25 protein-coding genes are annotated in these 24,605 nt (G+C 76.3%); 19 read left to right on the forward strand and 6 right to left on the reverse strand.

Features of this window, described 5'->3' with window-relative positions; translation table 11 throughout:
• Positions 1-864 carry an SDR family oxidoreductase gene (locus BM158_RS18790; RefSeq protein ID WP_091563028.1) on the forward strand — a complete coding sequence of 288 codons (864 nt, stop codon included), beginning with the start codon at positions 1-3 and terminating at the stop codon, positions 862-864.
• Here the strand turns inward: BM158_RS18790 and mmuM are convergent.
• Positions 861-1,718, reverse strand: a complete 858-nt coding sequence (gene mmuM, locus BM158_RS18795) for a homocysteine S-methyltransferase (RefSeq protein ID WP_091563400.1) — start codon at positions 1,716-1,718, stop codon at positions 861-863. The two genes, BM158_RS18790 and mmuM, sit on opposite strands and share 4 nt — an antisense overlap.
• 10 nt (positions 1,719-1,728) lie before the next feature.
• Here mmuM and arfB point away from each other — a divergent pair, with 10 nt between their 5' ends.
• The 5 genes from arfB to pip all read left to right on the forward strand — a co-directional run bounded on the left by arfB (position 1,729) and on the right by pip (position 8,735).
• A complete protein-coding gene (gene arfB, locus BM158_RS18800; RefSeq protein WP_091563034.1) occupies positions 1,729-2,175 on the forward strand; it encodes an alternative ribosome rescue aminoacyl-tRNA hydrolase ArfB in 447 nt (148 codons plus the stop codon).
• A gap of 108 nt (positions 2,176-2,283) precedes the next feature.
• Positions 2,284-4,830: a molybdopterin oxidoreductase family protein gene (locus BM158_RS18805; protein ID WP_091563037.1), complete on the forward strand. Its 2,547-nt coding sequence runs from the start codon at positions 2,284-2,286 to the stop codon at positions 4,828-4,830.
• Positions 4,830-7,355: a nitrite reductase large subunit NirB gene (nirB, locus tag BM158_RS18810; protein ID WP_091563040.1), complete on the forward strand. Its 2,526-nt coding sequence runs from the start codon at positions 4,830-4,832 to the stop codon at positions 7,353-7,355. Before BM158_RS18805 ends, nirB begins: the two co-directional genes overlap by 1 nt.
• Entirely contained in the window at positions 7,352-7,666 is a 315-nt protein-coding gene (locus BM158_RS18815) for a Rieske (2Fe-2S) protein (RefSeq protein WP_091563043.1), read from the forward strand. Before nirB ends, BM158_RS18815 begins: the two co-directional genes overlap by 4 nt.
• 118 nt (positions 7,667-7,784) lie before the next feature.
• Positions 7,785-8,735: a prolyl aminopeptidase gene (gene pip / locus BM158_RS18820; RefSeq protein ID WP_091563047.1), complete on the forward strand. Its 951-nt coding sequence runs from the start codon at positions 7,785-7,787 to the stop codon at positions 8,733-8,735.
• An 82-nt stretch (positions 8,736-8,817) separates the two neighbouring features.
• On the opposite strand, the gene BM158_RS18825 is transcribed toward pip, so the two are convergent.
• Entirely contained in the window at positions 8,818-9,591 is a 774-nt protein-coding gene (locus BM158_RS18825) for a hypothetical protein (protein WP_091563051.1), read from the reverse strand.
• Positions 9,592-9,725: 134 nt separating this feature from the next.
• On the opposite strand from BM158_RS18825, the gene BM158_RS18830 reads away from it, so the two are divergent.
• Positions 9,726-11,120: an MFS transporter gene (locus BM158_RS18830; RefSeq protein WP_091563055.1), complete on the forward strand. Its 1,395-nt coding sequence runs from the start codon at positions 9,726-9,728 to the stop codon at positions 11,118-11,120.
• Here BM158_RS18830 and BM158_RS18835 read toward each other — a convergent pair.
• The gene (locus BM158_RS18835; RefSeq protein ID WP_091563058.1) at positions 11,117-12,238 is read right to left on the reverse strand and encodes a uroporphyrinogen-III synthase; all 1,122 of its coding nucleotides are present in this window, start codon (positions 12,236-12,238) and stop codon (positions 11,117-11,119) included. The genes BM158_RS18830 and BM158_RS18835 overlap by 4 nt on opposite strands.
• A 28-nt stretch (positions 12,239-12,266) precedes the next feature.
• Positions 12,267-13,145: a polysaccharide deacetylase family protein gene (locus BM158_RS18840; protein WP_207506733.1), complete on the reverse strand. Its 879-nt coding sequence runs from the start codon at positions 13,143-13,145 to the stop codon at positions 12,267-12,269.
• A gap of 117 nt (positions 13,146-13,262) precedes the next feature.
• On the opposite strand from BM158_RS18840, the gene BM158_RS18845 reads away from it, so the two are divergent.
• Positions 13,263-13,820 carry a TetR/AcrR family transcriptional regulator C-terminal ligand-binding domain-containing protein gene (locus BM158_RS18845; RefSeq protein WP_165629018.1) on the forward strand — a complete coding sequence of 186 codons (558 nt, stop codon included), beginning with the start codon at positions 13,263-13,265 and terminating at the stop codon, positions 13,818-13,820.
• A 36-nt stretch (positions 13,821-13,856) separates the two neighbouring features.
• On the forward strand, positions 13,857-14,036 hold the full coding sequence (locus BM158_RS21895) for a hypothetical protein (protein ID WP_091563065.1): 180 nt from the start codon (positions 13,857-13,859) through the stop codon (positions 14,034-14,036).
• A 4-nt stretch (positions 14,037-14,040) separates the two neighbouring features.
• Here the strand turns inward: BM158_RS21895 and BM158_RS18855 are convergent, their stop codons facing one another.
• Both BM158_RS18855 and BM158_RS18860 read right to left on the reverse strand, forming a co-directional pair.
• Positions 14,041-14,616 carry a uridine kinase family protein gene (locus BM158_RS18855; RefSeq protein ID WP_091563068.1) on the reverse strand — a complete coding sequence of 192 codons (576 nt, stop codon included), beginning with the start codon at positions 14,614-14,616 and terminating at the stop codon, positions 14,041-14,043.
• Positions 14,613-15,683, reverse strand: coding sequence for an MBL fold metallo-hydrolase (locus BM158_RS18860; protein ID WP_091563071.1), 1,071 nt, complete (start codon positions 15,681-15,683; stop codon positions 14,613-14,615). The genes BM158_RS18855 and BM158_RS18860 overlap by 4 nt, the downstream gene beginning before the upstream one ends.
• Positions 15,684-15,716: 33 nt before the next feature.
• Here BM158_RS18860 and BM158_RS18865 point away from each other — a divergent pair, with 33 nt between their 5' ends.
• From BM158_RS18865 to BM158_RS18910, 10 genes are all read left to right on the forward strand, one after another.
• Complete coding sequence (locus tag BM158_RS18865) at positions 15,717-16,202, forward strand: PH domain-containing protein (protein ID WP_229827755.1); 486 nt, start codon at positions 15,717-15,719, stop codon at positions 16,200-16,202.
• Positions 16,203-16,449: 247 nt separating this feature from the next.
• Positions 16,450-17,043, forward strand: a complete 594-nt coding sequence (gene infC / locus BM158_RS18870; RefSeq protein ID WP_229827852.1) for a translation initiation factor IF-3 — start codon at positions 16,450-16,452, stop codon at positions 17,041-17,043.
• A 38-nt stretch (positions 17,044-17,081) separates the two neighbouring features.
• Positions 17,082-17,276: a 50S ribosomal protein L35 gene (gene rpmI, locus BM158_RS18875; protein ID WP_091064823.1), complete on the forward strand. Its 195-nt coding sequence runs from the start codon at positions 17,082-17,084 to the stop codon at positions 17,274-17,276.
• Positions 17,277-17,314: 38 nt separating this feature from the next.
• On the forward strand, positions 17,315-17,704 hold the full coding sequence (rplT, locus tag BM158_RS18880) for a 50S ribosomal protein L20 (RefSeq protein WP_091563077.1): 390 nt from the start codon (positions 17,315-17,317) through the stop codon (positions 17,702-17,704).
• A 70-nt stretch (positions 17,705-17,774) separates the two neighbouring features.
• The gene (locus tag BM158_RS18885; protein ID WP_091563081.1) at positions 17,775-18,557 is read left to right on the forward strand and encodes a TrmH family RNA methyltransferase; all 783 of its coding nucleotides are present in this window, start codon (positions 17,775-17,777) and stop codon (positions 18,555-18,557) included.
• Positions 18,558-18,638: 81 nt separating this feature from the next.
• Positions 18,639-19,382, forward strand: a complete 744-nt coding sequence (locus tag BM158_RS18890) for an ATP-binding cassette domain-containing protein (RefSeq protein ID WP_207506735.1) — start codon at positions 18,639-18,641, stop codon at positions 19,380-19,382.
• Entirely contained in the window at positions 19,379-20,143 is a 765-nt protein-coding gene (locus BM158_RS18895) for an ABC transporter ATP-binding protein (protein ID WP_091563090.1), read from the forward strand. Before BM158_RS18890 ends, BM158_RS18895 begins: the two co-directional genes overlap by 4 nt.
• The gene (locus BM158_RS18900; RefSeq protein ID WP_091563094.1) at positions 20,140-21,408 is read left to right on the forward strand and encodes an MFS transporter; all 1,269 of its coding nucleotides are present in this window, start codon (positions 20,140-20,142) and stop codon (positions 21,406-21,408) included. The genes BM158_RS18895 and BM158_RS18900 overlap by 4 nt, the downstream gene beginning before the upstream one ends.
• The gene (locus BM158_RS18905) at positions 21,405-22,889 is read left to right on the forward strand and encodes an ABC transporter substrate-binding protein (RefSeq protein WP_091563098.1); all 1,485 of its coding nucleotides are present in this window, start codon (positions 21,405-21,407) and stop codon (positions 22,887-22,889) included. The genes BM158_RS18900 and BM158_RS18905 overlap by 4 nt, the downstream gene beginning before the upstream one ends.
• On the forward strand, positions 22,886-24,604 hold the full coding sequence (locus BM158_RS18910; protein WP_091563102.1) for an ABC transporter permease subunit: 1,719 nt from the start codon (positions 22,886-22,888) through the stop codon (positions 24,602-24,604). The genes BM158_RS18905 and BM158_RS18910 overlap by 4 nt, the downstream gene beginning before the upstream one ends.
• Position 24,605: the final 1 nt, after the last annotated feature.

Below are 24,605 nucleotides of genomic sequence, written 5' to 3' on the forward strand. Positions count from 1 at the left end.
GTGACCGAGCCCCGCCCCGAGCCCGACGCCCAGCCCGCCCAGCAGCAGACCCCGCCCGGCACGCTGGACCAGATGCAGCCGCGCCCCGACCACGGCGAGGAGAGCTACCGCGGCTCCGGCAAGCTCACCGGCAAGGCCGCGATCATCACCGGCGGCGACAGCGGCATCGGCCGCGCCGTCGCGATCGCCTTCGCCCGCGAGGGCGCCGACGTGCTGATCAGCTACCTGTCCGAGGACGACGACGCCCGCGACACCGCGCGTCTGGTGGAGGAGGCCGGGCGCCGCTGCGTGCTGGTGCGCGGCGACCTTGCCGACCGCGCGCACGCCAAGACCGTCGTCCCGAAGGCCGTCGAGGAGTTCGGCCGGGTCGACGTGCTGGTCAACAACGCCGCGTTCCAGATGAGCCGCGACACCCTGGCCGACGTCCCCGACGAGGAGTTCGACCACACCGTCGCGCTCAACCTCGGCGCGATGTTCACCCTCTGCAAGGACGCCGTGGAGCACATGGGCCCGGGCGGCGCGATCATCAACAGCTCGTCGGTGAACTCCGACATGCCCAGCCCCACGCTGGCCGTCTACGCGATGACCAAGGCCGGCATCGCCAACTTCACCGCCAGCCTGGCGCAGCTCTACGCGGACAAGGGCATCCGGGCCAACAGCGTCGCACCCGGGCCGGTCTGGACCCCGCTGATCCCCTCGACCATGCCCGAGGACAAGGTGGCGTCCTTCGGCGAGCAGGTGCCGATGGGCCGGGCCGCCCAGCCCGCCGAGCTCGCCCCGGTCTACGTGCTGCTGGCCAGCGACGAGGCCAGCTACGTCTCCGGTGCGCGGGTCGCGGTCACCGGCGGCAACCCGATCCTCTAGATCGCCGCGGCGACCCGGGCGACGTCGTCCGGCCGCACCCGGCAGCAGCCGCCGACGAGCCGGGCGCCGGCGGCGACCCAGCCGGGCACGTCCCAGCCGGCGCCGGTGTACCCCGTCCACCGGCGCCCGGCGGCGTCCCAGCCCTCGCCGCTGTTGGGGTAGACGACGGTCGCGCCCGCGGCCACGGCCGGGGCGACGGCGGCCGGGTCGGTGCAGTTCACCCCCACGGCCAGGACCGAGCCGGCGCACATCGCGACGACGGAGGCCAGCGGCTCGCCGCGGCGGGTGCGCACGCCGTCCGGCCCGTCGACGACGGTCAGCGAGATCCAGGCCGGCACACCGAGCGGTTCCAGCTCGGCCAGCAGCGCCTCCACCTCGGCGGCGCCGGGCAGCGTCTCGCAGGCCAGCACGTCGACCCCCGCCTCGGCGAGCACCTGCAGCCGCGGCCGGTGGAACTCCCGCAGCTGCGCCACCGTCACGTCGGACAGGTACGCGCCGGTGTACTCCGACCCGTCGGCCAGGTACGCGCCGTAGGGCCCGACCGACCCGGCCACCCAGGACGACGGCGCCCCCTCCCGGGCCAGCTGCACCGACCGCGCGATCAGGCCGGGGGCGTTGGCGTACCCCGCGGCGGCGAACCCCGGCGCGGTGGCCTGGTAGCTGGCGGTGGTGGCCACCTGGGCGCCGGCGGCCTCGAACGCGGCGTGCGCGTCGCGGACCGCGTCCGGGTCGTCGCGCAGCAGCCGGGCCGACCAGAGCGCACTGGTGACGTCGTGGCCGCGGGACTCCAGCTCGGTCGACAGACCGCCGTCGAGCACCACGGGTCCGACGGCCAGCGCATCGGCGAGGGGCATCACGGGGAGGATGGTGCCCGTGCCCACCGACGACCCGTCCGGCGACCTCCCGGTCACGCCTCGGCTCGTCGTGCCCGCGGCGATGCTCGGCTGGCGGTTCAGCCGGTCGTCGGGCCCCGGCGGGCAGGGCGTCAACACCGCCGACAGCCGGGTGGAGCTCTCGGTGCGCCCCCTGGACATCCCGGGGTTGAGCGAGCACCAGCAGGCCCGGCTGGCCGACCGGCTGGGCCCGAGGCTGGTGGACGGCGTCCTCACGATCGCCGCGTCGGAGCACCGCCAGCAGCTGCGCAACCGCGAGGCCGCGCGCGCCCGGATGGCGACGGCCATCGGCCAGGCCCTGGCCCCGCCCGCACCCCCGAGGCGGGGGACCAAGCCCACCCGGGGGTCCCAGCAACGCCGGATCGACGCCAAGAAGCGCCGCGGCCAGCTCAAGAAGCAGCGCGGCGGCCTCGACTGATCGGCTGACCGACCTCACCGCCGTCCCCGGGGGGCCGTGAGGACGACGGAACGCGAGCTTGACGCCGGTGACCCCGGTGCGGAACGCGCCCCGCGCAGGCTCGCCGACGTGTTCACCGCCGTCCCCGCCCGCACGCGGACGACGCAGACCCACTGCCCGTACTGCGCCCTGCAGTGCGGCATCGCGCTCACCGCCGGCGACCGGCCGGCCACCCTCGTCCCGGCGGACTTCCCGACCAACCGCGGTGGCCTGTGCTCCAAGGGCTGGTCGGCGACCGAGCTGCTGGACCACCCCGAGCGGCTGACCCGCCCGCTCGTGCGCGCCGTGCCCGGCGACCGGTCGAGCGCGTTCGTGGAGACGACCTGGGACGCCGCACTCGACCTCGTCGTCGCCCGGGTCCGGGCCGTGCAGGAGGCCCACGGGCTCGACGCCGTCGGCTGCTTCGGCGGCGGCGGGCTGACCAACGAGCAGGCCTACCAGTTCGGCAAGTTCGCCCGGGTCGCGCTGCGCACCTCCCAGATCGACTACAACGGCCGGTTCTGCATGTCCTCGGCGGCCGGCGCGGCCAACCGGGCGTTCGGCCTGGACCGCGGGCTGCCCTTCCCGCTCGCCGACGTCGGCGAGGCCGACGTCCTGCTGCTGGTGGGCAGCAACCCGGCCGACACCATGCCGCCGGCGATGCAGTACCTGGACGCCTCCCGCGAGAAGGGCGGCCGGCTGTTCGTCGTCGACCCCCGCCGGACGGCGACCGCCCGCGCGGCCGAGCTGCACCTGGCGCCGCTGCCGGGCACCGACCTCGCGCTGGCCAACGGCCTGCTGCACATCGCGGTCGCCGAGGGCCTGGTCGACGAGCACTACGTCGCCGCCCGCACCACCGGGTGGGACGCCGTCCGCGCCTCGGTGCAGGCCTCCTGGCCCGACCGGGTGGAGCGGCTCACCGGCGTCCCCGTCGCCGCCATGCGGCGGGTGGTGCTGGCGCTGGCCGGGGCGCAGAACGCGATCGTGCTCACCGCCCGCGGCGCCGAGCAGCACCGCCACGGGACCGACACCGCGCAGGCGTGGATCAACCTGGCGCTGGCCCTCGGCCTCGTCGGCCGCCCGGGCAGCGGGTGGGGCACCGTGACCGGGCAGGGCAACGGGCAGGGCGGCCGCGAGCACGGCCAGAAGGCCGACCAGCTGCCCGGCTACCGGATGCTCGCCGACCCCGCCGCCCGCGCCCACGTCGCCGCGGTGTGGGGCGTCGACCCCGACAGCCTGCCGCAGCCCGGGCGCAGCGCCTTCGAGCTGCTGGACGCCCTCGGCCGGGACGTGCACGCCCTGCTGGTGCTCGCCTCCAACGTCGCCGTCTCCGCCCCCGACGCCCGCCGGGTGATGAGCCGTCTGCGGGACCTGGAGTTCCTGGTCGTCAGCGACTTCTTCCTCTCCGAGACCGCCGAGCTCGCCGACGTCGTCCTGCCCAGCGCCATGTGGGCGGAGGAGGACGGCACGATGACCAACCTGGAGGGCCGGGTCATCCGGCGCCGCAGGACCCTCGACCCGCCCGGTGAGGCCCACGACGACCTGGCCCTGCTGGCCGACCTCGCCGACCGGCTGGGGGCCGGCGCGCACTTCAGCGCCGACCCGGAGACCGTGTTCGCCGAGCTCGGCCGCGCCAGCGCGGGCGGCAGGGCCGACTACGCCGGCATCACCTGGGCGCGGGTGGACGACGAGCAGGGCGTCTTCTGGCCCTGCCCCACGCCGGACCACCCCGGCACCCCGCGGCTGTTCCTCGACCGGTTCCCGACGCCGGACGGCCGGGCCCGGTTCGTCGCCGTCGAGCACGTCGGCGCCCACGAGCCCCCGGACGCCGAGCACCCCTACGTGCTCACCACCGGCCGGGTCATGGCCCAGTACCAGTCGGGCACGCAGAGCCGCCGGTCGCGCAGCCTGCAGCTGGTCGCCCCGGCCCCGCGGTGCGAGCTGCACCCCGACCTCGCCGCCCGGCACGGCATCGCGCACGACGACGTCGTCGAGCTGACCACCCGCCGCGGGAAGGCCCGGTTCACCGCCACGGTCACCGACGCCGTCCGGCCCGACGTCGTCTTCGCGCCCTTCCACTGGGGCGGCGGGTCCAGCGCCAACGCGCTCACCGACGCAGCGCTCGACCCGATCAGCCGGATGCCGGCCTTCAAGACCTGCGCGGTCGCCGTCGCCCGCGTCGGCGGCCCCGTCGAACGGGTCCCCGCCCCGACCTCCCAGCCCGTACCCGTCGTCCTCGAACCCGCACCCCGCACCCCGCTCACCCCCACCCGGAGGAGAACCGCAGCCGTGAAGAGCACCCCGAGGTTCCTGCAGGGCGTCTTCCCCCTGACCGGCGAGGGCCTGACCAAGCCCGGCCCCGTCGACCCGGCGCTCACCTACACGGTGCCGAGCGGGGCCAGCGCGCAGGCGCTCTACTTCCGCGGCGGCAACTCGACCGACGAGCTGGTGTACGTGCTGCTGGTGCGCGACGGCGAGCCCGTGCGCTGGTTCCCGATCGGCGCCAAGGGCGACGTGCACGTGCCGCTGCGCGTGGTCGAGGACCTGCCCGGCGGCACGGTGGTGTCCCTGCACGCCGCCGCACCGGCGGGCACCACCGGCGAGCTGGTGGTCGACCTGGGTCTGGTGGAGGTCTGATGACGGCGGTCCTGGGCGGCCGCACCGCCGGGCAGACCTCGCTCGCGCTGGACGGCGACGACACCCGGGCCCGGCTCGTCGTGGTCGGCAACGGCATGGCCGGCGCCCGGTTCGTGGAGGAGGTGCTCGAGCGCGACGGCGGCGAGCACCTGCGGATCACCGTCTTCGGCGACGAACCGCACGGCAACTACAACCGGATCATGCTCTCGCCGGTGCTGGCCGGGGAGGCCGACGAGGCCGACATCGTGCTCAACAGCCACGACTGGTACGCCGACCGGGACGTCGACCTGCGCGCCGGTGTGCGGGTCGAACGGGTGGACACCGTCGCCAAGGTGGTCCACGCCGCCGACGGCAGCGCCACCCCCTACGACCACCTGGTGCTCGCCACCGGCAGCCACTCGTTCATCCCGCCGATGACCGGGGTGCGCACCGCCGACGGGTCGCTGCTGCCCGGTGTCGTCGGCTTCCGGACCATCGACGAGACCCGCCAGATGCTGGCCGCTGCCCGCACCCACCGCCGGGCCGTCGTGCTGGGCGGTGGGCTGCTCGGGCTGGAGGCCGCCCGCGCGCTGCAGGCCCAGGGCATGGTCGTGGAGCTCGTGCACGCCGCGGAGTGGCTGATGAACGCCCAGCTGGACGCCGAGGCCGGCGCCGTGGTCCGGCGCAGCGTCGAGGAACTGGGCATCGCCGTCCACCTGGGCGCGCTGGCCACGGAGGTGGTCGGCACCGACCGGGTCGCCGGGATCGTGCTCAAGGACGGCCGCCGGCTGGACTGCGACCTGCTCGTGGTGGCCGCCGGCGTCCGGCCGCACACCGACGTCGCCGTCCGGTCCGGCATCGAGGTGGAGCGGGCCGTCCTGGTCGACGACCGGATGGCCACCGACGTGCCCGACGTGTACGCGATCGGGGAGTGCGCGCAGCACCGCGGCACCGTCTACGGCCTGGTCGCCCCCGCCTGGGAGCACGCCACCGTGCTCGCCGACCTGCTCACCGGTGCCGACCCCGAGGCCGCCTACACCGGCTCCCGGACGGCGACCAAGCTCAAGGTCGCCGGGGTCGACGTCGCGGTGATGGGGGTGAGCACCCCCGAGCGCGACTCCGACGAGTTCCTGGTCATCAGCGAGCCCAGGCGCGGGGTGCACCTCTCGGTGGTCGTGCGGGACGACCGGCTCATCGGCGCCACCCTGGTCGGCGACACCCGCAAGGTCGCCTTCCTCACCCAGGCCTTCGACCGGGGCACCCCGCTGCCGGCCGAGCGGATCAAGCTGCTGGTCGACCTCTCCGACGGCGACGCCGAGGTGGGCGTGGCCGAGCTGCCCGGCGACTCCCAGGTGTGCAACTGCAACGGGGTGTCCAAGGACCGCATCTGCGGCGCGGTGGCCGACGGCTGCACCTCGCTGCCGTCGGTCATGGACGCCACCCGCGCCGGCAAGGGCTGCGGTTCCTGCAAGGGCCTGGTGCGCCAGATCGTGGAGTGGGCCGCCGACGGCGAGCTCACGGTGGAGGAGTCGGCGTCCTGGTACGTGCCGGGCATCCCGATGCCCAAGCCCGAGCTCGTCACCGCGATCAGGGAGCACGACCTGCGCAGCGTCTCCTCGGTGTTCGCCACGCTGGCCCGGGGCGGCGTGGAGGACGCGAAGTCCAAGATGGGGCTCGCCAGCCTGCTCAAGACGATCTGGGGCAGCGACTACGTGCCCGAGCCCGACGCCACCTTCGTCAACGACCGGGTGCACGCCAACATCCAGCGCGACGGCACGTTCTCCGTCGTCCCGCAGATGAAGGGCGGGGTGACGACGCCGGCCCAACTGCGGCGGATCGCCGACGTCGCGGAGAAGTACGAGGTGCCGATGGTCAAGGTGACCGGCGGCCAGCGGATCGACCTGCTCGGCATCCGCAAGGAGGACCTGCCGAAGGTGTGGGCCGACCTCGGCATGCCCTCGGGCTACGCCTACGGCAAGTCGATGCGCACGGTGAAGACCTGCGTGGGCAGCGACTTCTGCCGCTTCGGCCTGGACGACTCCACCCAGCTCGGCATCGACATCGAGACCCGGTTCCAGGGCGTGGAGAGCCCGGCCAAGATCAAGATGGCCGTGGTCGGCTGCCCGCGGAACTGCGCCGAGGCCTACGTGAAGGACGTCGGCGTGGTGGCCACCGGCAAGGGCCGGTGGGAGGTCTACGTCGGCGGGGCGGCGGGTGCCTCCGTGCGCAAGGGCGACCTGCTGGCCACCGTCTCCACCACGGAGGAAGTGCTCACGCTCATCGGCCGGTTCATCCAGCTCTACCGGGAGAACGGCAACTGGCTGGAGCGCACCTACGACTTCGTGCCCCGCTGGGGCCTGGACCGCATCAAGGCCGTGCTGCTGGAAGATTCCGAGGGCATCTGCGACGCGCTCGACGAGGGCATCCAGCGCTCCATCGACGCCTACACCGACCCGTGGGCCCGCGACCTCGCCGAGCCCGCGTCGCCGGGGCAGTTCCGGACGTCGCTGCCGCTGACCGTGCTGCCGCAGGTGCCGGTCCGGTGACGGCGACCGCGCAGGCGTACGTGGTCGGCCGGGCCGAGGAGGTGCCGCTGGGGGAGGGCCGTGCCTTCACCGCCGGGGGAACGCCGGTGGCGGTGTTCCGGCTGCGCGACGGCTCGCTGCGGGCGGTGGCGGCGGTGTGCCCGCACGCCGGTGGCCCGCTGGCCGACGGGCAGAGCGACGCCACGGTCGTGGTCTGCCCGCTGCACCTCAACGCCTACCGGTGGGAGGACGGCAGCTCGCCCACCGGCGCCCCGCCGGTCGCGGTCTACCCGGTCCGCGAGGAGGACGGCGCCCTCGTCGTCGAGACCTGACCGCACCCGGGCCGCATGGGGCCGCACATCCAGCACGGTGGCCGGCTCACACGACGGCCGGCCACCGTCAGCGATGTCGGGCAACCCCGCCGGACCGGGTGCATGGCAGGGTGCCGGCATGGGCCAGCGGTACCCGGAGATCGAGCCGTACGACAGCGGGGTGCTGGACGTCGGCGACGGGCACCGCCTGCACTGGGAGACCTGCGGCAACCCCGACGGCAAGCCCGCGCTGGTGCTGCACGGCGGGCCCGGCGGCGGCTGCAGCCCGGGCATGCGGCGCTGGTTCGACCCCGACCGTTACCGGATCGTGCTGCTCGACCAGCGCAACGCCGGGCGCAGCACGCCGTGGGCCGGCGAGCCCGAGGTCGACCTGTCGACCAACACCACGCAGCACCTCGTCGGGGACCTCGAGCGGCTGCGCGAGCACCTCGGCGTCGAACGCTGGCTGCTGTGGGGCGGGTCCTGGGGCGTCACCCTCGCGCTGGTCTACGCCCAGGCCCACCCCGAGCGGGTCTCCGAGCTGGCGCTGGTCGCCATCACCAACGGCGACCGGCGCGAGACCGACTGGATCACCCGTGACATGGGCCGGGTCTTCCCCCGCGAGCACGATGCCTTCCTCGCCGCGGGCCAGGTCGGGGACGGCGACCCGTCGGCCGCCTACAGCCGGTTGCTGCACGACCCCGACCCGCAGGTGCGCGCCGACGCCGCCGCGGCCTGGTGCGCGTGGGAGGACACCCACGTCTCCCTGGCCCCCGACCACGAACCGTCGATGTCGGTCCTGCCGCCGGCGGAACAGCTGGCGATCGCCCGGGTGGTCACCCACTACTGGGCCCACGGCTGCTTCCTGGAACCCGGCCAGGTGCTCCGCGACGCGCACCGGCTGGCCGGCATCCCCGGCCTGCTGGTGCACGGACGGTTCGACGTCAGTGGCCCGCTCGACACGGCCTGGGCCCTGCACCGTGCGTGGCCGGACAGCGAGCTGGTCGTCGTGGGCGACGCCGGCCACGCCAGCGCCACCATGACCTCGCCGGTGATCGACTTCCTCGACCGCGTCGCAGATGGGGGTTGACCCGCCTCGAGGTCTCCCGGCCGATGCCTTCGCGCGGAGCAAGGGACCGTGCCGGGGGTCGAGCCACGCTGCAGCACGACCCTCAGCCCAGCGCGGCGAGGGCGGCGTCGACGTCGTCGGGGTGCACGAAGTCCAGCGCCAGGAGCCGGTGCACCAGCACCCCGCGGCGGGTCAGCCGCAGGTCGGCCGGGCGCAGCCGCGGCTGGGCGGCGCCACCGGGCCGGGGGACGGCGACCGGCGGGTCCAGCAGGCCCGCGCGCTGCAGCTCCACCAGGTCCTCCAGCGCGCCCCACGTCACCCAGGCGCGCGGGTCGGCCGGCAGCGGGGTGAGCGGCAGCGGCGCGCGCTCGCGGCGACCCACCGCCGCCAGCAGGGCCAGCTGCCGCCAGGTCAGCGAGCGGGTCAGCAGCAGCGTGCGGTCGGCCAGCGCGGCGTCGACGTCGGGGGAGCACACCACCTCGGCGAACAGATAGCCCAGGTGGCGCACCCGGCGCTCCTCGGCCGAGGAGCGGGCGGCCAGGAGCACGCCCTCGCCGACCTCGCGCGCGGCCACCCGGCCCCCGGCCCGCTCGGTGAAGAAGCCGTCGGCGCGCACGTGCCGGTCGCGGCGGGACAGCGACACCCCGTGCTCCACCGCGAAGGCCAGCGCCGCCCCGGCCCGGGCGCGCTCGCGGCGGGGCAGGCCGCCGTCGGCCAGGTCGTCGGCCAGCCCGCGCAGGCACGCCGCGAACCGGTCGTCCAGCTGCAGCGCGGCGTCGTCGGGGGCGTAGACGACGGTGGCCGCCGACCCGGTCATCGACCCGGCGATCCCGAACCCGGACTCGATCAGCGCACGGCCCGGCTCGGTGGTGGTCACGCCGCGATCCTCCCGGCTGCGCCCCGTCCCCGCAGCACTCCTCACCACGAGGGGTCAGCCGCGGTGCGGGGAACGGAACAGAGGTCGCCCGCGCGCGCAACGGAGGGGTCACCCGCAACGCCCAGTCTCGCCCCATGGCCCTGGCGACCGACCCCGCACCGACCACCCGCACCCGCCTCGGGGGGAGGTGGATCGACGACTGGCGCCCCGAGGACCCGGAGTTCTGGGAGAGCACCGGCAAGCCGATCGCGCGGCGCAACCTGTGGTTCTCGGTGTTCTCCGAGCACATCGGCTTCTCGATCTGGAGCCTGTGGTCGGTGATGGTGCTCTTCCTCGGCCCGGCCTACGTCGCCGCCGGCACCTTCACCGGCGAGCCGCCGGAGGTCGCGGCGCAGAAGTTCCTGCTGACCGCGCTGCCCACCGCGCTCGGGGCCTTCGTCCGGCTGCCCTACACCTTCGCCGTCGCCACCTTCGGCGGCCGCAACTGGACCATCGTCTCGGCGTCCCTGCTGCTGGTGCCCACCGTCGCGACCGCGCTGGTGCTCGAGCCGGGCGTCTCCTACGGCACCCTCCTCGCCGTGGCCTGCCTGGCCGGCGTGGGCGGCGGCAACTTCGCCAGCTCCATGGCCAACATCAACGCCTTCTACCCCGAGCGGGAGAAGGGCTGGGCGCTGGGGCTCAACGCCGGCGGCGGCAACCTCGGCGTCCCGGTGATCCAGCTGGTCGGCCTGCTCGTGCTGGCCACCGCCGGCGCCGAGCACCCGCGCATCGTGCTGCTGGTCTACGTCCCCTTCATCGTGGCCGCCGCGGTCGGCGCCGCCCTGCTCATGGACAACCTGTCGACCACGAGCAACCAGCCGCGAGCGCTGCGCGACGCGACCCGGGAGAAGCACACCTGGGTCATGTCGTTCCTCTACATCGGCACCTTCGGGTCGTTCATCGGGTTCAGCTTCGCCTTCGGCCAGGTGCTCACCAACCAGTTCAGCGACTCCTTCGCCACGCCGCTGGCGGCCGCCTCGCTGACCTGGCTCGGCCCGCTGCTGGGCTCCCTGATCCGCCCGGTGGGCGGCAAGCTGGCCGACCGGTTCGGCGGTGCCCGCATCACCGCCGGCAACTTCGTCGCGATGGCCGTCGGCGCGCTGGTGGTGCTCGCCGCCAGCAGGCTGGAGTCGCTGCCGCTGTTCGTCGTCGGGTTCGTGCTGCTGTTCGTGCTCAGCGGCCTGGGCAACGGGTCGACCTACAAGATGATCCCGGCGATCTTCCGGGTGCAGGCCATGGACGCCGTCGCCGCCGGCGAGGACTCCGCGGTGGCCGACCGCCGGGCGCTGCGGATGTCCGGGGCGCTCATCGGCATCGCCGGGGCCGTCGGGGCCTTCGGCGGCGTGCTGGTGAACCTGGCGTTCCGGCAGTCCTTCCTGACCACCGGGACCGGGGACGCCGCCTACCTGGTGTTCGTCGGCTTCTACGTCGTCTGCACAGCGGTGACCTGGGCGGTGTACCTGCGCCCGGGCGCCCGGGTGCGGGTCTAGGTCGACACGGCGAGGCGGTAGCCGCGCTTGACGACGGTCTCCACGACCGGTGCGCCGAGCGCGGCCCGCAGCCGGGTCACCGCCATCTCCACCGCGTGCGCGTCCGCCCCGCCGGTCAGCCCGGCGAGCAGGTCGGGGCGGGAGACCACCGCACCGGGACGGCGCACCAACCCCCGCAGCACCGCCATGGGCGCGGGCGCCAGCTCCACGAGCCGGCCGTCCAGGACGACGGCGTGCCCGCGGACCTGCAGCACGTGGCCGCCGACGGCCAGCACGGGGTCCCGCTCGGGCAGCCGGTCGACGACCTCGCGGGCCAGCGCGCCCAGCCGGGCCCGCTCCGGCTGCACCGTGCGGATGCCGGCGGCCGCCAGCGGCCCGGCCGTCACGACGCCGACGGCGACGGCCAGCACCCCGTCGCCGAAGGCGGCGAGGACGCCGCCGAGCACGCCCTCCTCCTCGGCCACCTGCAGCGTCGAGGCGGCGGCCGGGGCGGAGGTGAAGGTGACGGCGTCGACCCCGCGGGCGGCCACGACGTGCACCAGCCGGCGCAGCGGGGCGGTGTCCTCGGGCAGCACCCACCGGTAGACGGGGACCTCGAGCACCGCGGCGCCGGCCGCGCGCAGGCCGGTCACCAGGTCCGGCAGCGGGTCCCCGTGCAGCTGGACGGCGATGCGTCGGCCCTCGAGCGGCCCCTCGGCCCCCGACAGCAGGTGCTCGAGCACCTCGGCCGAGCTCTCGGACGCCGGCGACCAGGCGTCGACCAGCCCGCCGCCGCGGATGGCGCCGCGCGCCTTCGGCCCGCGGGCCAGCACCCGCGCACCCGCGAGGTGGCCGACCAGCGGCAGGTCCCAGGCCTCGGCGGCCTCCAGCCAGCCCCGGAAGCCGACGCCGGTGGTGGCCACCACCAGGTCCACCGGCGCGCGCAGCACCTCCTTCGTGGCCGCGACCAGCTGGGCGTCGTCGGCGAGCGGCACGATGCGGATGGCCGGGGCGGAGACCACCCGGGCGCCGCGGCGGTCCAGCAGTGCGGTGAGCTCCTCGGCGCGGCGGGCCGCCGTGACGGCCACCGTGTACCCGGCCAGGGGCGGGACGTCCACGCTCTCGGTCACGGCTCCCATGGTGTCGGGTGCGTGTTCCGGCGGTGTGTCAGGGCAGCACGGCGGCCGCGTGCGCCGCGACCGCCCCGGCGGTGGTCAGCCACACGTCGTCCCGGTGGGCCGCGACGTGCGCCAGTGCCGCGCGCAGCGGCCGCAGCCGGTGCGGGTGGCCCACCACGTAGGGGTGCACGGCGATGCCCATGACCAGCGGCGCGGAGCGGGACTGCTCCAGCAGCTCGTCGAACGTGGCCACCACCATGTCGGCGAACCCCTGCCCGGACACCTGCCGGGCCACCACGGCCGGGATGTCGTTGAGCTCCTGCGGGTAGGGCACCGACAGGATCCGCCCCGAGCGGGTGGCGAACCAGGTGGGCTGGTCGTCGTGCGCCCAGTCCAGCAGGTAGTCGTAGCCGGCCTCGTCCAGCAGGTCGGGGGTGACGTGGCTCTGCGAGATCCAGGGCCCCAGCCACCCGGCCGGACGGCGGCCGGCGCGGTCGGCGTACACCGCGGTGGCCTCGGCGATCAGCGCCCGCTCGTCGTCCTCGGACAGGTCGGCCTGCCGCTCGGCGTTGGTGCGGCCGTGCCCGACCAGCTCGTCGCCGCGGGCCAGGAACGCCTCCACCAGCCCCGGGCACTCCTCGAGCACCCGGCTGTTGGCGATCACCGAGGTGGGCAGGCCGAGGGCGTCGAGGGTCTCCAGCAGCCGCCAGGCGCCGACCCGGTTGCCCCAGTCCCGCCACGAGTAGTTCAGGACGTCGGGGTCACCGCCGCCCGGGGCGAGCTCGGCGCCCCGGCCGCGGCCGAAGTCGAACACCTCGAGGTTCGTGCCGATGTAGACGGCGAGGCGCTTCCCGTCGGGCCAGTCCCAGACCGGGCGGTCGGGGAGCGGGGACCAGGCGTAGCGGCCGTGCCGGGCGGGGGAGTCCACCTGCGCCAGCATGCCCGTGGGGCGCACGGGGCGCGTGGGACGACGGCGTTCCTGGTCGGCGCGCGGCTGCCGATGTGTCGGTCACCACACCCCTGCGGACCCCCACCAGGACCGGCCATGTCGCTTCCGCTCCCCGCACCCACCACCGCCGTCGTCCCCCCGGCGCTGGCCGCCGCCGTGGACCTGCTCGCCGAACGCGGCTGGCACGGCCTCCGCCTCGACGCCGTGGCCGCCCGTGCGGGTGTGCCGGTGCTGCAGCTGCAGGCGGAGTGGCCGTCGCTGTCCCACCTGGTGGCCGCCGCGGTCGCCGGGCTGCCCGTGGTCGTCGACCGCGGCGACACCGGCAGCACCGCCGGCGACCTGGCCGCGGCGCTGGAGCACTGGGGCCGCCCCCTGGGCCGCGGCGAGCTCGCCGTGGCCGCGGTGGCCGAGGCCGCCGGCGGGGACGGCGTGCTGCGCGCCGGCGTCGAGGCCGCGGTCGGCGACGCCGTCGAGGAGCTGGTCTGCGCCGTCGGCGCCCGGGCCCGCGCCCGCGGCGAGGCGCTCAGCGGCGCCCGGCAGCAGTGGGTCACCGCCGTCCTGGGGGGGGTGGTCTGGGAGCGCATCACCGGCCGCGGCCGGCCGGTTCCCGAGGCCCGCCGCGCCGAGCTCGTCGCCTCCGTCCTCGCCGCCTGAGCTGCGCCGGGACCGCCGGGACGGCACCATCCCGGCATGAGGATCCGGCGCCCGCTCACCGTCCTGCTCGCCACCACCGCCGTGCTCGCCGCCGGCGGCACCCTGACCGCCTGCGGCGGCGGGGTCGGTGACGCCGTGCAGGACCAGCAGGACGACGGCGGCGACGACGGCGTCGAGCAGGACGACGACGGCGGGGACGACCAGGACGACGACTGACCGCTCAGCCCAGGACGGCGACGCCGTCCGGGCCGGGGTCGTGCGCGGGGGCGCCGTCGACGCGGACGTCGGCGCGCGCCCGGGTGCCCTCCCGGGCGAACACGGCGGCCTCGGCCCGCGCCCAGTCCGGCTGGAAGGCGGTCATCGCCGCCCCGCCGCGGTCGGCCCACCGCCGCGCGCAGACCTCCGGCGGCGCCTCCACCCAGACCAGCAGCGACACCCGGTCGGCCAGCTCCCGGGCACCGGCCCCGCAGCCCTCCACCACCAGCACCGGACCGGCCGGCACCGTCGTCGGCACCCGGAACGCACCGGCGTGCCAGTCGTAGGCGTCGAAGACGGCGTCCCGGCCGGCGGCGACCGGCTCCAGCACCCACCGGGTCAGCCGGTCGACCACGCCGTCCAGGGTCCAGCCGGCGTAGAGGTCGTCCAGGTGCACGACCGGCGCGTCCAGGGCCCCGGCCAGCCGCTGCGCGAGGGTGGTCTTCCCCGAACCGGCCGGGCCGTCGACCAGCACCAGCCGGGTGCCGCCCAGCCGCGCCGGCGCGGCCCGCACCCGGTCCGCGAGCTCGGCGAGCCTCACGCCGCGGTGTAGCGGGGCACCGGCCCCGGTGTGCCGACGACGGCGCCCCGGCCGGCCAGCACCCGCAGGTGCGCGTCGGTCTCGGTGACCGCGAAGACCCGCATGCCGCGCTCGTAGGACGACCACGGCCGCGACCAGGTCAGGTGCGCGGCCAGGTCCCACGGCGTGCCGCCGGGGTGCGCGCGCACGGCGTCCAGCAGCTCGGCCAGCCGGTGCTCGTGGTGCTCGCGCAGCTGCGCGGTGCGCGCGGCCAGACCGGTGAACCGCCACTCGTGCGCCGGCAGCACCTCGGCCGGCTCCGGCCGCTCGCCCACGTCGGCCAGCGCCGCGAGGTAGTCGCGCAGCGGGGACGCAGCGCCCCCGGGCACGGTCGAGATGTTGGGGCTGATCCGGGGCAGCACGTGGTCCCCGGACAGGAACACACCGGTGCGCTCCTCGTCGAAGCACAGGTGCCCCGGCGTGTGGCCGGGGGTGTGCACCGCGCGCAGCGACCAGCCGGGGAAGTCCGCGACATCGCCGTGCAGCAGCCGGCGGTCCGGCACGGCCATCCGGTGGAACCGCTCCCAGCGCTCGGGGTCGCCGACGTCGGACACCGCGGTGTCCCGGTCGGCGCCGAGGCCCACCAGGAACTCGACCTGGGTGTCCACCGCGGTGGCGGCGTCCCGGCCGGAGAAGGCGGCCACCGCCTCGCCGTCGGCGGGGTGCATGGCGATCCAGGCGCCGCTGGCCTCCCGCACCCGCCCGGCCAGGCCCAGGTGGTCGTAGTGCAGGTGGGTGACCAGCACGCCCCGGACGTCGGCCACCCCCGCGCCGATGCCGGCCAGCCCGTCGGTCAGCGCCGTCCAGCCGGCCTCGTGCTCCCAGCCGCAGTCGACCAGGCCGAGCCCGCCGCCCTCCAGGGCGAAGGCGTACGCGGAGACGTAGCGCAGCGGGTTGTGCGGGATGGGCACCGGCACCGACCACAGACCGGGCCGCACCTCCTCCACCGGCGGCAGCTCGCGGGCCTGCCAGGCGGCGTGCTGCAGGGTGCCGGTGACCTCGGTGCCGGGGCTCTCGCTGCTGCTCACGGGCGCGACTCTGCCAGTGGGACACTGGGGCGCGTGAGCAGCCCCGCGACCACGACGGTGACCGCCACCCCCCGCCGCCAGCGCATCATGTGCGGCCTGATGGCGGCGGTGATCTTCACCGTGATGCTGGTGGTGTCGATCCTGCTCAAGACGCACACCACCGGGGTGATCGCCTTCCGCACCTCCGACCAGGTGGCCACCACCGGGCTGGGCATCGCGATGGCCGCGGCCACGGTCTACCTCTCCCGCGCGCGGGTCGACGCCGACGCGTCCGGGGTGCGGGTGCGCAACATCGTCGGCACCCACACGCTGCCGTGGTCGGCGGTCCGGGCGGTCCGCTTCGACGAGAACTCGCCCTGGGCGTCGCTGCTGCTGGTCGACGACGACGAGCTCTCGGTGCTGGCCGTGCAGGCCGCCGACGGCGAGCGGGCGGTGCGCGCGGTCGAGGGCATGCGCACCCTGCTGGCCGCCAGCCGGGCCGACGGGGTACGCTCGGAGGCACCTCACCCCGCTACATGAGGCGCACCACCACGCCGACCCCGCCCCGGGTCGGCGTCCAAGAGGAGCCCGCTCCCACCTGACGCCCCCCGGGCGGCCAGGTCACCTGAAGTGCGGGGCCGGTCCGCCGGCCCCTCGGCCCTCCCCGCCCTGCGCGGGTCGAGGGCCCTTCTTCGGGTCGGGACGCTGACTCCTCGTCGCAGAACGAAGAGGAGAGGCCATCACCGAGCCCCGCATCAACGACCGCATCCGCGTCCCCGAGGTCCGCCTGGTCGGACCCGAGGGTGAGCAGGTCGGCATCGTCTCCATCGGCGAGGCGCTGCGCCTGGCCCAGGACTCCGAGCTCGACCTCGTCGAGGTCGCTCCCATGGCCCGGCCGCCCGTCGTGAAGCTCATGGACTACGGGAAGTTCAAGTACGAGGCCGCGCAGAAGGAGCGCGAGGCCCGTCGGAACCAGTCGCAGACCGTCATCAAGGAGATGCGCCTGCGGCTGAAGATCGACCCGCACGACTACGAGACCAAGAAGGGCCACGTCGTCCGCTTCCTCAAGGGCGGCGACAAGGTCAAGATCACGGTGATGTTCCGCGGTCGCGAGCAGTCCCGCCCCGAGATGGGCTACCGGCTGCTGCAGCGTCTGGCCGGCGACGTCTCCGACCTCGGCGTCGTGGAGTCCAACCCCAAGCAGGACGGCCGCAACATGGTCATGGTCATCGCGCCGCACCGGAACCAGGCGGCGCAGCAGGACCGGACCGCGGAGCGGAAGAAGGCCAGGGCCACCGAGGCCGAGGACGCCGCACCGCTGGCGCCCCAGGCCCCGCCGAAGCCCGCCCCCATGGACCCGGTCGAGGCCGACCAGGCCTGACGGCCCGGCCCAGACCCAGACACCCAGAAGGACCCATCATGCCGAAGAACAAGACCCACAAGGGCACCGCCAAGCGCATCCGCGTGACCGGCTCCGGGAAGCTCGTCCGCGAGCACACGAACAACCAGCACAAGTTCGAGGTGAAGTCCTCCTCGCGCAAGCGCCGGGTGAAGGGCTCCGAGGTGCTGTCGCCGGCCGACGCGCCGCGGATGAAGAAGCTGCTCGGTCTCTGACCGCCCCCACCCCCTTACCGATCTAGAGGAGTACTCACGTGGCACGCGTGAAGCGGGCGGTCAACGCCCAGAAGAAGCGTCGGACGACCCTGGAGGCCGCCAGCGGCTACCGGGGCCAGCGGTCGCGGCTGTACCGCAAGGCCAAGGAGCAGGTGCTCCACTCGGCGACCTACGCCTACCGCGACCGCAAGGTGCGCAAGGGTGACTTCCGCAAGCTGTGGATCACCCGCATCAACGCCGCGGCCCGCAGCAACGACATGACCTACAACCGGTTCATGCAGGGCCTCAAGCTCGCCGGCATCGACCTCGACCGCAAGGTCCTGGCCGAGCTCGCGGTGAACGAGCCGGCCGCCTTCACCGCCCTGGTGGAGGCCGCCCGCGCCGCCGTGGCCGCCGCGCCGAACCAGACCGGCGTCGCCGCCGCCTGACGCAGGACCCCGACGACGCCGTCACCCCCACCGGGGTGGCGGCGTCGTCGCACGTCCGGGGAGGGACCGCATGACCGAGCTGCTGACCGAGCGCAGCGGCCGCGTGGCCGCGGCCCGCAAGCTGACCCGCCGGGCCGGCCGGGACGCCGCCGGGGCCTTCCTCGCCGAGGGCCGGCAGGCGGTGTCCGAGGCGCTGGCCGCGGGCGTGGTCACCGAGCTGTTCGCCACGGAGGCCGCCGCCGCCGCGCACGCCGACCTGCTGGCCGGGGCGCCCGTGCGGCTGGTCACCGAGAAGGCCGCAGCCGGGCTGAGCGAGACCGCCAGCCCGCAGGGCCTGGTCGCGGTCTGCCCGCTGCGCGACGTCCCCGCAGCGACCCTGGCCACCGCGCCGCCCCGGCTGGCGGTGGCGCTGGCCGAGCTCAACGACCCGGGCAACGCCGGCACCGTGCTGCGCACCGCCGACGCCTGCGGTGCCGGTGCCGTGGTGTTCGGCGCCGGGTCGGCCGACCCGTTCCAGGGCAAGACCGTGCGCTCCAGCGCCGGCAGCCTGTTCCACCTCGACGTCGTGCGCAGCGCCCCCCTCGAGCCGCTGCTGGCCGACGTCCGGGCCGCCGGGGTGACGGTGCTGGCCGCCGCCGGGGACGGCGAGGTCACCCTGCCCGCCGCGGGGCAGGCCGGTCTGCTGGCCGGCCCCGTGCTGTGGCTGTTCGGCAACGAGGCCCGCGGCCTGGACCCCGCGCTGGCCGCGCTGGCCGACCACCGGGTGCGGGTGCCGATGCGCGGCCGGGCCGAGTCGCTCAACCTCGCCGTCGCCGCCGGCATCTGCCTGTACGCCACGCAGCTGGCTGGTTGACCGCATGCGCAGTCATTGATGCGAACGTTTCGCAGTTAGGGTCGGGTCCGTCCCCGTCCGAGAGGCTGCTGAGTGCTGCGCGTGCACGACCTGTCCGTCGCCCTGCCCGACCGACGGCTGCTGGACGGTCTGTCCTTCGACCTCGCCCCCGGGGAGCGGGTCGGCGTCGTCGGCTCCTCCGGGGCCGGCAAGTCCCAGCTGGTCGCCGCCCTGCTCGGGCTGACCCCGCCCGGCCTGGCGGTCACCGGCAGCGTGCTGGTCGAGGGCACCGAGGTCGTCGGCGCCGGCCCGGCCACCTGGCGGCCGCTGCGCGGGCGGGCCACCGCCCTGGTCGCGCAGGACCCCGGGACCGCGCTGGACCCGCTGACCCGGGTCGGCCGCCAGGTCGCGCTGCCCCTGCGCGCCCGCGGGGTCGGCCGGGCCCGGGCCGCCCGCCGGGCCGACGCCCTGCTGGCCGAGGTCGGCCTGACCGGCACCGGCCGGCGCTTCCCCGGCCAGCTCTCCGGCGGCCAGCGGCAGCGGGTGGCGCTGGCGATGGCGCTGGTCGGCGCCCCCCGGCTGCTGGTCGCCGACGAGCCCACCTCCGCCCTGGACCCCACCGTGCAGGCCGGCGTGCTGGACCTGCTGGACCGGGTCACCGGCCCCGACCGCGCCGGGCTGCTGCTGGTCACCCACGACCTCGCCGTCGCGGCGCGGCTGTGCAGCCGGCTGCTGGTGCTCGACGCCGGCCGGCTGGTCGCCGACGGCCCGGTGGCCGAGGTGCTCGCCGACCCGCGGCTGGCCGACGTGGTCACCGCCGCCCGCGAGCTGGCGGTGACCCGGTGACCGAGCCGCTCCTCCAGGCCCGCGGGCTCGTCCACCGGTACCGCGGCACGACGGCGCTGGACGGCGTCTCCCTGCAGCTGCGGGCCGGCGAGCGGCTCGCCGTGGTCGGGGGGTCCGGGTCGGGCAAGTCCACCCTGGCCCGGCTGCTGCTGGCCCTGGACACCCCCGACGCCGGCACCGTCGCCCTCGACGGCCGCCCGGTGCGCCCCGGCTCCCCGCGGTCGCTGCGCTGGTTCCGCCGCCGGGTGCAGACCGTGCCGCAGGACCCGGGCCGGTCGTTCAACCCCCGGATGCGGGTCGGCCAGGCGGTCGCCGAACCGCTGGCCTGCCTGCGGGTGCCCGGCGACCACGGCGCGCGGGTGGCCGAGCTGCTGGTCGCCGTGGGCCTGGAGCCCGACGCCGCCCGCCGCTGGCCGCACGAGTTCTCCGGCGGCCAGCGGCAGCGGCTGGCGATCGCCCGCGCCCTGGCGCCCCGGCCCGACGTGCTCGTCGCCGACGAGCCGGTGAGCGCGCTGGACGGGGTGGTCCGGCTGCAGGTGGTCGACCTGCTCGCCCAGCTGTCCGCGGCGGCGGGCCTGGCCCTGGTGGTGGTCTCCCACGACCTCGGGGTGGTGCAGCGGCTGTGCGAGCGGGTGCTGGTGCTCGACGCCGGCCGGGTGGTGGAGCAGGGCCCGGTCGCGCAGGTGTTCACCGCCCCCGCCTCCGGGGTCACCGCCGGGCTGCTGGACGCCGTCCCCGCCCTCGCCCCGGCGCCGGCATGAGCTGGGCGCCCTGGGTCCTGGTGCGCCGGCTGCCCGCCGTGCCGCGGTTGCTGCTGGCCAGCCAGCTGGCCTTCAACGTCGGCTTCTACCTGGTGGTGCCCTTCCTCGCCGTCCACCTGGCCGAGGACCTGGCGCTGGCGGGCGGGGTGATCGGGCTGGTGCTCGGCATCCGCACGTTCAGCCAGCAGGGCCTGTTCTTCCTGGGCGGCGGGCTGACCGACCGGTTCGGGGTCAAGCCGGTGGTGGTGACCGGCTGCGCGATCCGGATCGCCGGGTTCGGCGTCCTGGCCGTCGTGGAGAGCCTGGCCGGGGTCCTGGTGGGCGTCGTGCTGGTCGGGTTCGCCGCCGCGCTGTTCTCCCCGGCGGTGGAGTCGGCCCTGGCCGACCAGGGCCGCCGGCTGGAAGAGGCGGGGGTGGCCACCCGCGCCGAGGTGTTCGGCCTGGACGCCGTCGCCTCCAAGCTCGGCTCGGTCACCGGCCCGGTGCTGGGCGCGCTGCTGCTCGGCGTGCCCTTCGCCGTCACCTGCGTGGTCGCCGCCGGGGTGTTCGTCGTCGTCCTCGTGGCGCACGTGCTGCTGCTGCCGCGGGACCTGCGCACCGGCACCGGGCCGGTCGAGCCCGTCACCGCCGGGTGGGGCCAGGTGCTGCGCAACCGCCGGTTCCTGGCCTTCACCGCCTGCTACTGCACCTACCTGCTCTCCTACAACCAGCTCTACCTCGCCCTGCCCGTCGAGCTCGACCGCGCCACCGGCTCGCAGGGCGCGCTGGGCTGGATGTTCGTCGCCGCCGCGGTGAGCGTGCTGCTCCTCCAGCTGCCGATCACCGTCCGGGCCCGCCGCCTGGGTCCCGCCCGGGCGCTGCCGCTGGGGTTCGCCCTGATGAGCGCCTCGTTCCTGGTGGTCGCCGTCGCCGCCCCGGCCGCCCCGCCGCCCGGGGTCTGGGCGCTGGCTCCCGCGGTCGGGTTCGCGCTGCTGCTCTACCTCGGCCAGATGGTCGCCGTCCCCGTCGCGCAGGACCTCGTCCCGCGGCTGGCCGGCGAGCAGCGGCTGGGCGCGCACTTCGGCGTCCTGGCCTCCGCCGGGGGGCTCGCCGTCCTGGTCGGCAGCACCGGCGTCGGCGCCCTGCTCGACCTGGCCACCGAACCACGGCCGGCCGCCGCCGTTCCCTGGCTCGTCCTCGCCGCCCTGCCCGCCGCCTCGGCGGTCGGGCTGTGGCTGCTCACCCGCCGCACCGCCCCCGCCCTCGAGACCGTAGGAGCCCCGTGAAGCGCCGCACCGCCCTGCTCGCCGTCCCCGCCCTGTTCGCCGGTGGGTGCTTCGCCCCCTCCGGCGGTGACGGCGGTGCGGACGCCGCCGACCGGCTGCGGGTCGCGTTGAGCTTCCCGCCGGTGGCCGCGCTGTCCCCGTACACCGACGACGCGCTGCTGCTCACCCGGGTGGGCGCCGCGGAGACGCTGGTGACCTTCGACGCCTCCGGCGCCGCCGAGCCGCAGCTCGCCGAGTCCTGGGAGTTCACCGACGACCGGACGGCGCTGCTGGAGCTGCGCGACGGCGTGGTCTTCCACGACGGCACCCCGATGGACGCCGAGGCCGTCGCCGGGTCGCTGAACGCCGCCGCGGCCGCCGACCCGGGGGTGCGGGTGCTGCGCGACGTGGGCCTGGTCGCCACCGCCGTGGACGACGACACCGTGCAGGTGCAGGCCGCCCAGGCCGACCCGTTGCTGGTGCAGCGGCTGGGGGCCCCGTCGCTGGTCGTGCTGTCCCCGGCGGCCTACGCCGACCCGGCCGCCCCCGACCCGGTGGGCCACGGCACCGGGCCCTACGCGATCACCGCGGTGCAGGGCACGCAGTCGGCCACCCTCGACGCCGCCGACGCCTACTGGGGCGGCCCGCCCGCCGCCGACGGCCTCGACGTCCGGTTCGTCGACGACGCCGACGCCCGCACCTCGGCCCTGCGCGCCGGCGAGCTCGACGTCGTGCAGGGCGTGCCGATCGCCGCGCTGCCCACCCTGACCGACGAGCAGCGGGTGGTCACCACGTCGCTGCCGCGGGTCACCGCGCTCCAGCTCAACACCGCCTCCGGGGTGTTCGCCGACCCCGCGCTGCGGGCCGCCGCGGTGGCCGCGGTCGACCCCGGCGCGGTCGTCGACGGCGTCTTCGAGGGCCAGGCCGACACCGCACCGGGCCTGCTCACCGACGACACCCTCGGCAGCGCCGCCCGCACCGCACCGGTGCTGCCCGCGGCCGGCGACCCGGCCGGGGCCGGCATCCGGCTGGCCACCTACGACGACCGGCCCGAGCTCCCGGAGGCCGCGGCCGTGCTCGCCGAGCAGCTGCGCGCCGCCGGGTTCACCGTCGAGGTGGTCGTGCAGACCTACGCCACCCTCGAGCCCGACCTGCTGGCCGGCGCCTTCGACGCGGTGCTCGGCAGCCGGCTGACGCTGCTGGACACCGGCGACCCGGTCGGCTACTTCGGCACCGACTGGACCTGCGAGGGCGGCTACAACCTGGCCCGGCTGTGCGACCCGGCCGTGGACGCCGCCGTCGCCACCGCGGCCGGGCTGACCGACCCGCGCGAGCGCCGCCAGGCCGCCGCCGACATCGAGGCCCAGGTGCTGTCCACCGGCGCGGTGGTGCCGGTGCTGCACGAGCAGAGCCGCACCGGTGTGGCCGCCGGCGTGCAGGGCGTGGGCGACGACCCGTTCGAGCGGCAGGTCGTCACCGTCGCCACCAGCCCCGGCCGGTGACCGCCACCGTCGTCCGGCGGGCGGCGGAGGTCCTCGGCGCGGTCGTCGGCACGGCGCTGCTGGTCGGTGCGCTGCCGTGGCTGTCCGGCACCGACCCGGCCCGCGCGGTGCTGCGCGCCCGGGAGGAGGAGGGCGCCCCCGACGCCGCGGCGCTGCAGGCGGTGCGCGACACCCTCGACCTGCCCGCCGACCCGGTCACCGGCACCCTCGGCTTCCTCGGCCGGCTGGCCACCGGCGACCTCGGGACGTCGTGGGTGTCGCGCACCCCGGTCGCGGACACCGTGCTGCCCGCGCTGGGCATCTCGCTGACCCTGGCCGGCACCGCGTCGGTCGTCGCGCTGCTGCTGGCCGGGCTGCTCACCGTCCCGGCGCTGCTGCGCGCCGCCGACGGCCGGCTGCGCGGCGGCGGGCCCGGGGCGGCGCTGGGCGGGGCCCTCTCCGCGCTGCCGGAGTTCGTGCTGGCCGTGCTGCTGGTCGCCGTCGTCGCCGTCGGCTGGGGGCTGCTGCCCACCTCGGGGTTCACCGGGCCCGAGCACCTGGTGCTGCCGGTGCTGGCCCTGGCCCTCCCCGCGGCCGGCGTCCTGGCCCGGCTGCTGGCCGGGGCGGTCGCGGCGACGGCGGGGGAGTCCTGGGTGCGCACCTGGCGGGCCGCCGGCGTCGCGCGGCGGACGACGGCCGCCGCGCTGGGCCGCCGCGCGGTCGGCGTGGTCGTCCCGCAGGTGCTGCTGCTCCTGGTCGGCACGCTGGGGGCCGCCGCGGTGGTCGAGGCGGTCTTCGACGTCCCCGGGCTCGGCGGGGTGGCGCTCTCGGCCGCGCTGGCCCAGGACGTGCCGGTGGTGCAGGCCGCCGTCGTGCTGCTGGTCGCGATCGGGCTGCTGGTCGGCGGTGGCGGGGTGCTGGCGCACCGGCTGCTGCTCGGCCCGGCCCTGGCGACCAGCGGGTTCACCCCGGAGACCGCCCGGGCCGGGCGCCGGCCTCAGCGGGTGGCGGTCGCCGTCGCCGGGGTGCTCGCGGTCGCGGTGGTCGCCGGGCTGCTGCGCGACCCGTCCGCCCAGGACGTCGGCCGCCGGCTGGCCCCGCCGTCCTGGGCGCTGCCGCTGGGTGCCGACCCGCTGGGCCGTGACGTGCTGGCCCGGTTCGGCCACGGCGCGCTGCTGTCGGTGGGCCTGGCCGCCGTCCTCGCCGCGGTGGCGCTGGGGGTCGGGCTGGCCGTCGGGCTGCTCGGGCGCGGGGGCCGCTCCGGCCCGGCCGACGTGCTCAACGCGCTGCCCGCGGTGGTGGTCGGGATCGTCGTGGCCGCGGTGGCCGGGCCCGGCCTGCTGGCCGCGTGCGTCGCGGTGGCGCTGGTCGGCTGGATCCCGCTGGCCGTGCACACCCGCACGCTGGCCGCGCAGGCGCGGGCGTCGGGCTTCCACGTCGCCGCGGTGGCCGGGGGAGCGGGCCGGTGGCACGTGCTGCGCCGGCACCTGCTGCCGGTCGTCGGCCCGCCGGTGGTGCGGCACGCGCTGGTCCGGGTGCCCCACGCGTCGCTGGCGCTGGCCGGGCTGTCCTTCCTCGGGCTGGGCGCGGGCGCGGAGTCCCCGGAGTGGGGCCGGGCGCTGGCCGAGACCACCGGCTACCTGGAGCGGGCGCCCTGGGTGGTCGCCGCCCCGGTCACCGGCCTGGTGCTGCTCGGCGTGGTCGCCGCGCTGGCCGACCCCGCCCCGGGACGCTGAG

The organism is Klenkia taihuensis, assembly GCF_900112525.1.
Classification (GTDB): domain Bacteria; phylum Actinomycetota; class Actinomycetes; order Mycobacteriales; family Geodermatophilaceae; genus Klenkia; species Klenkia taihuensis.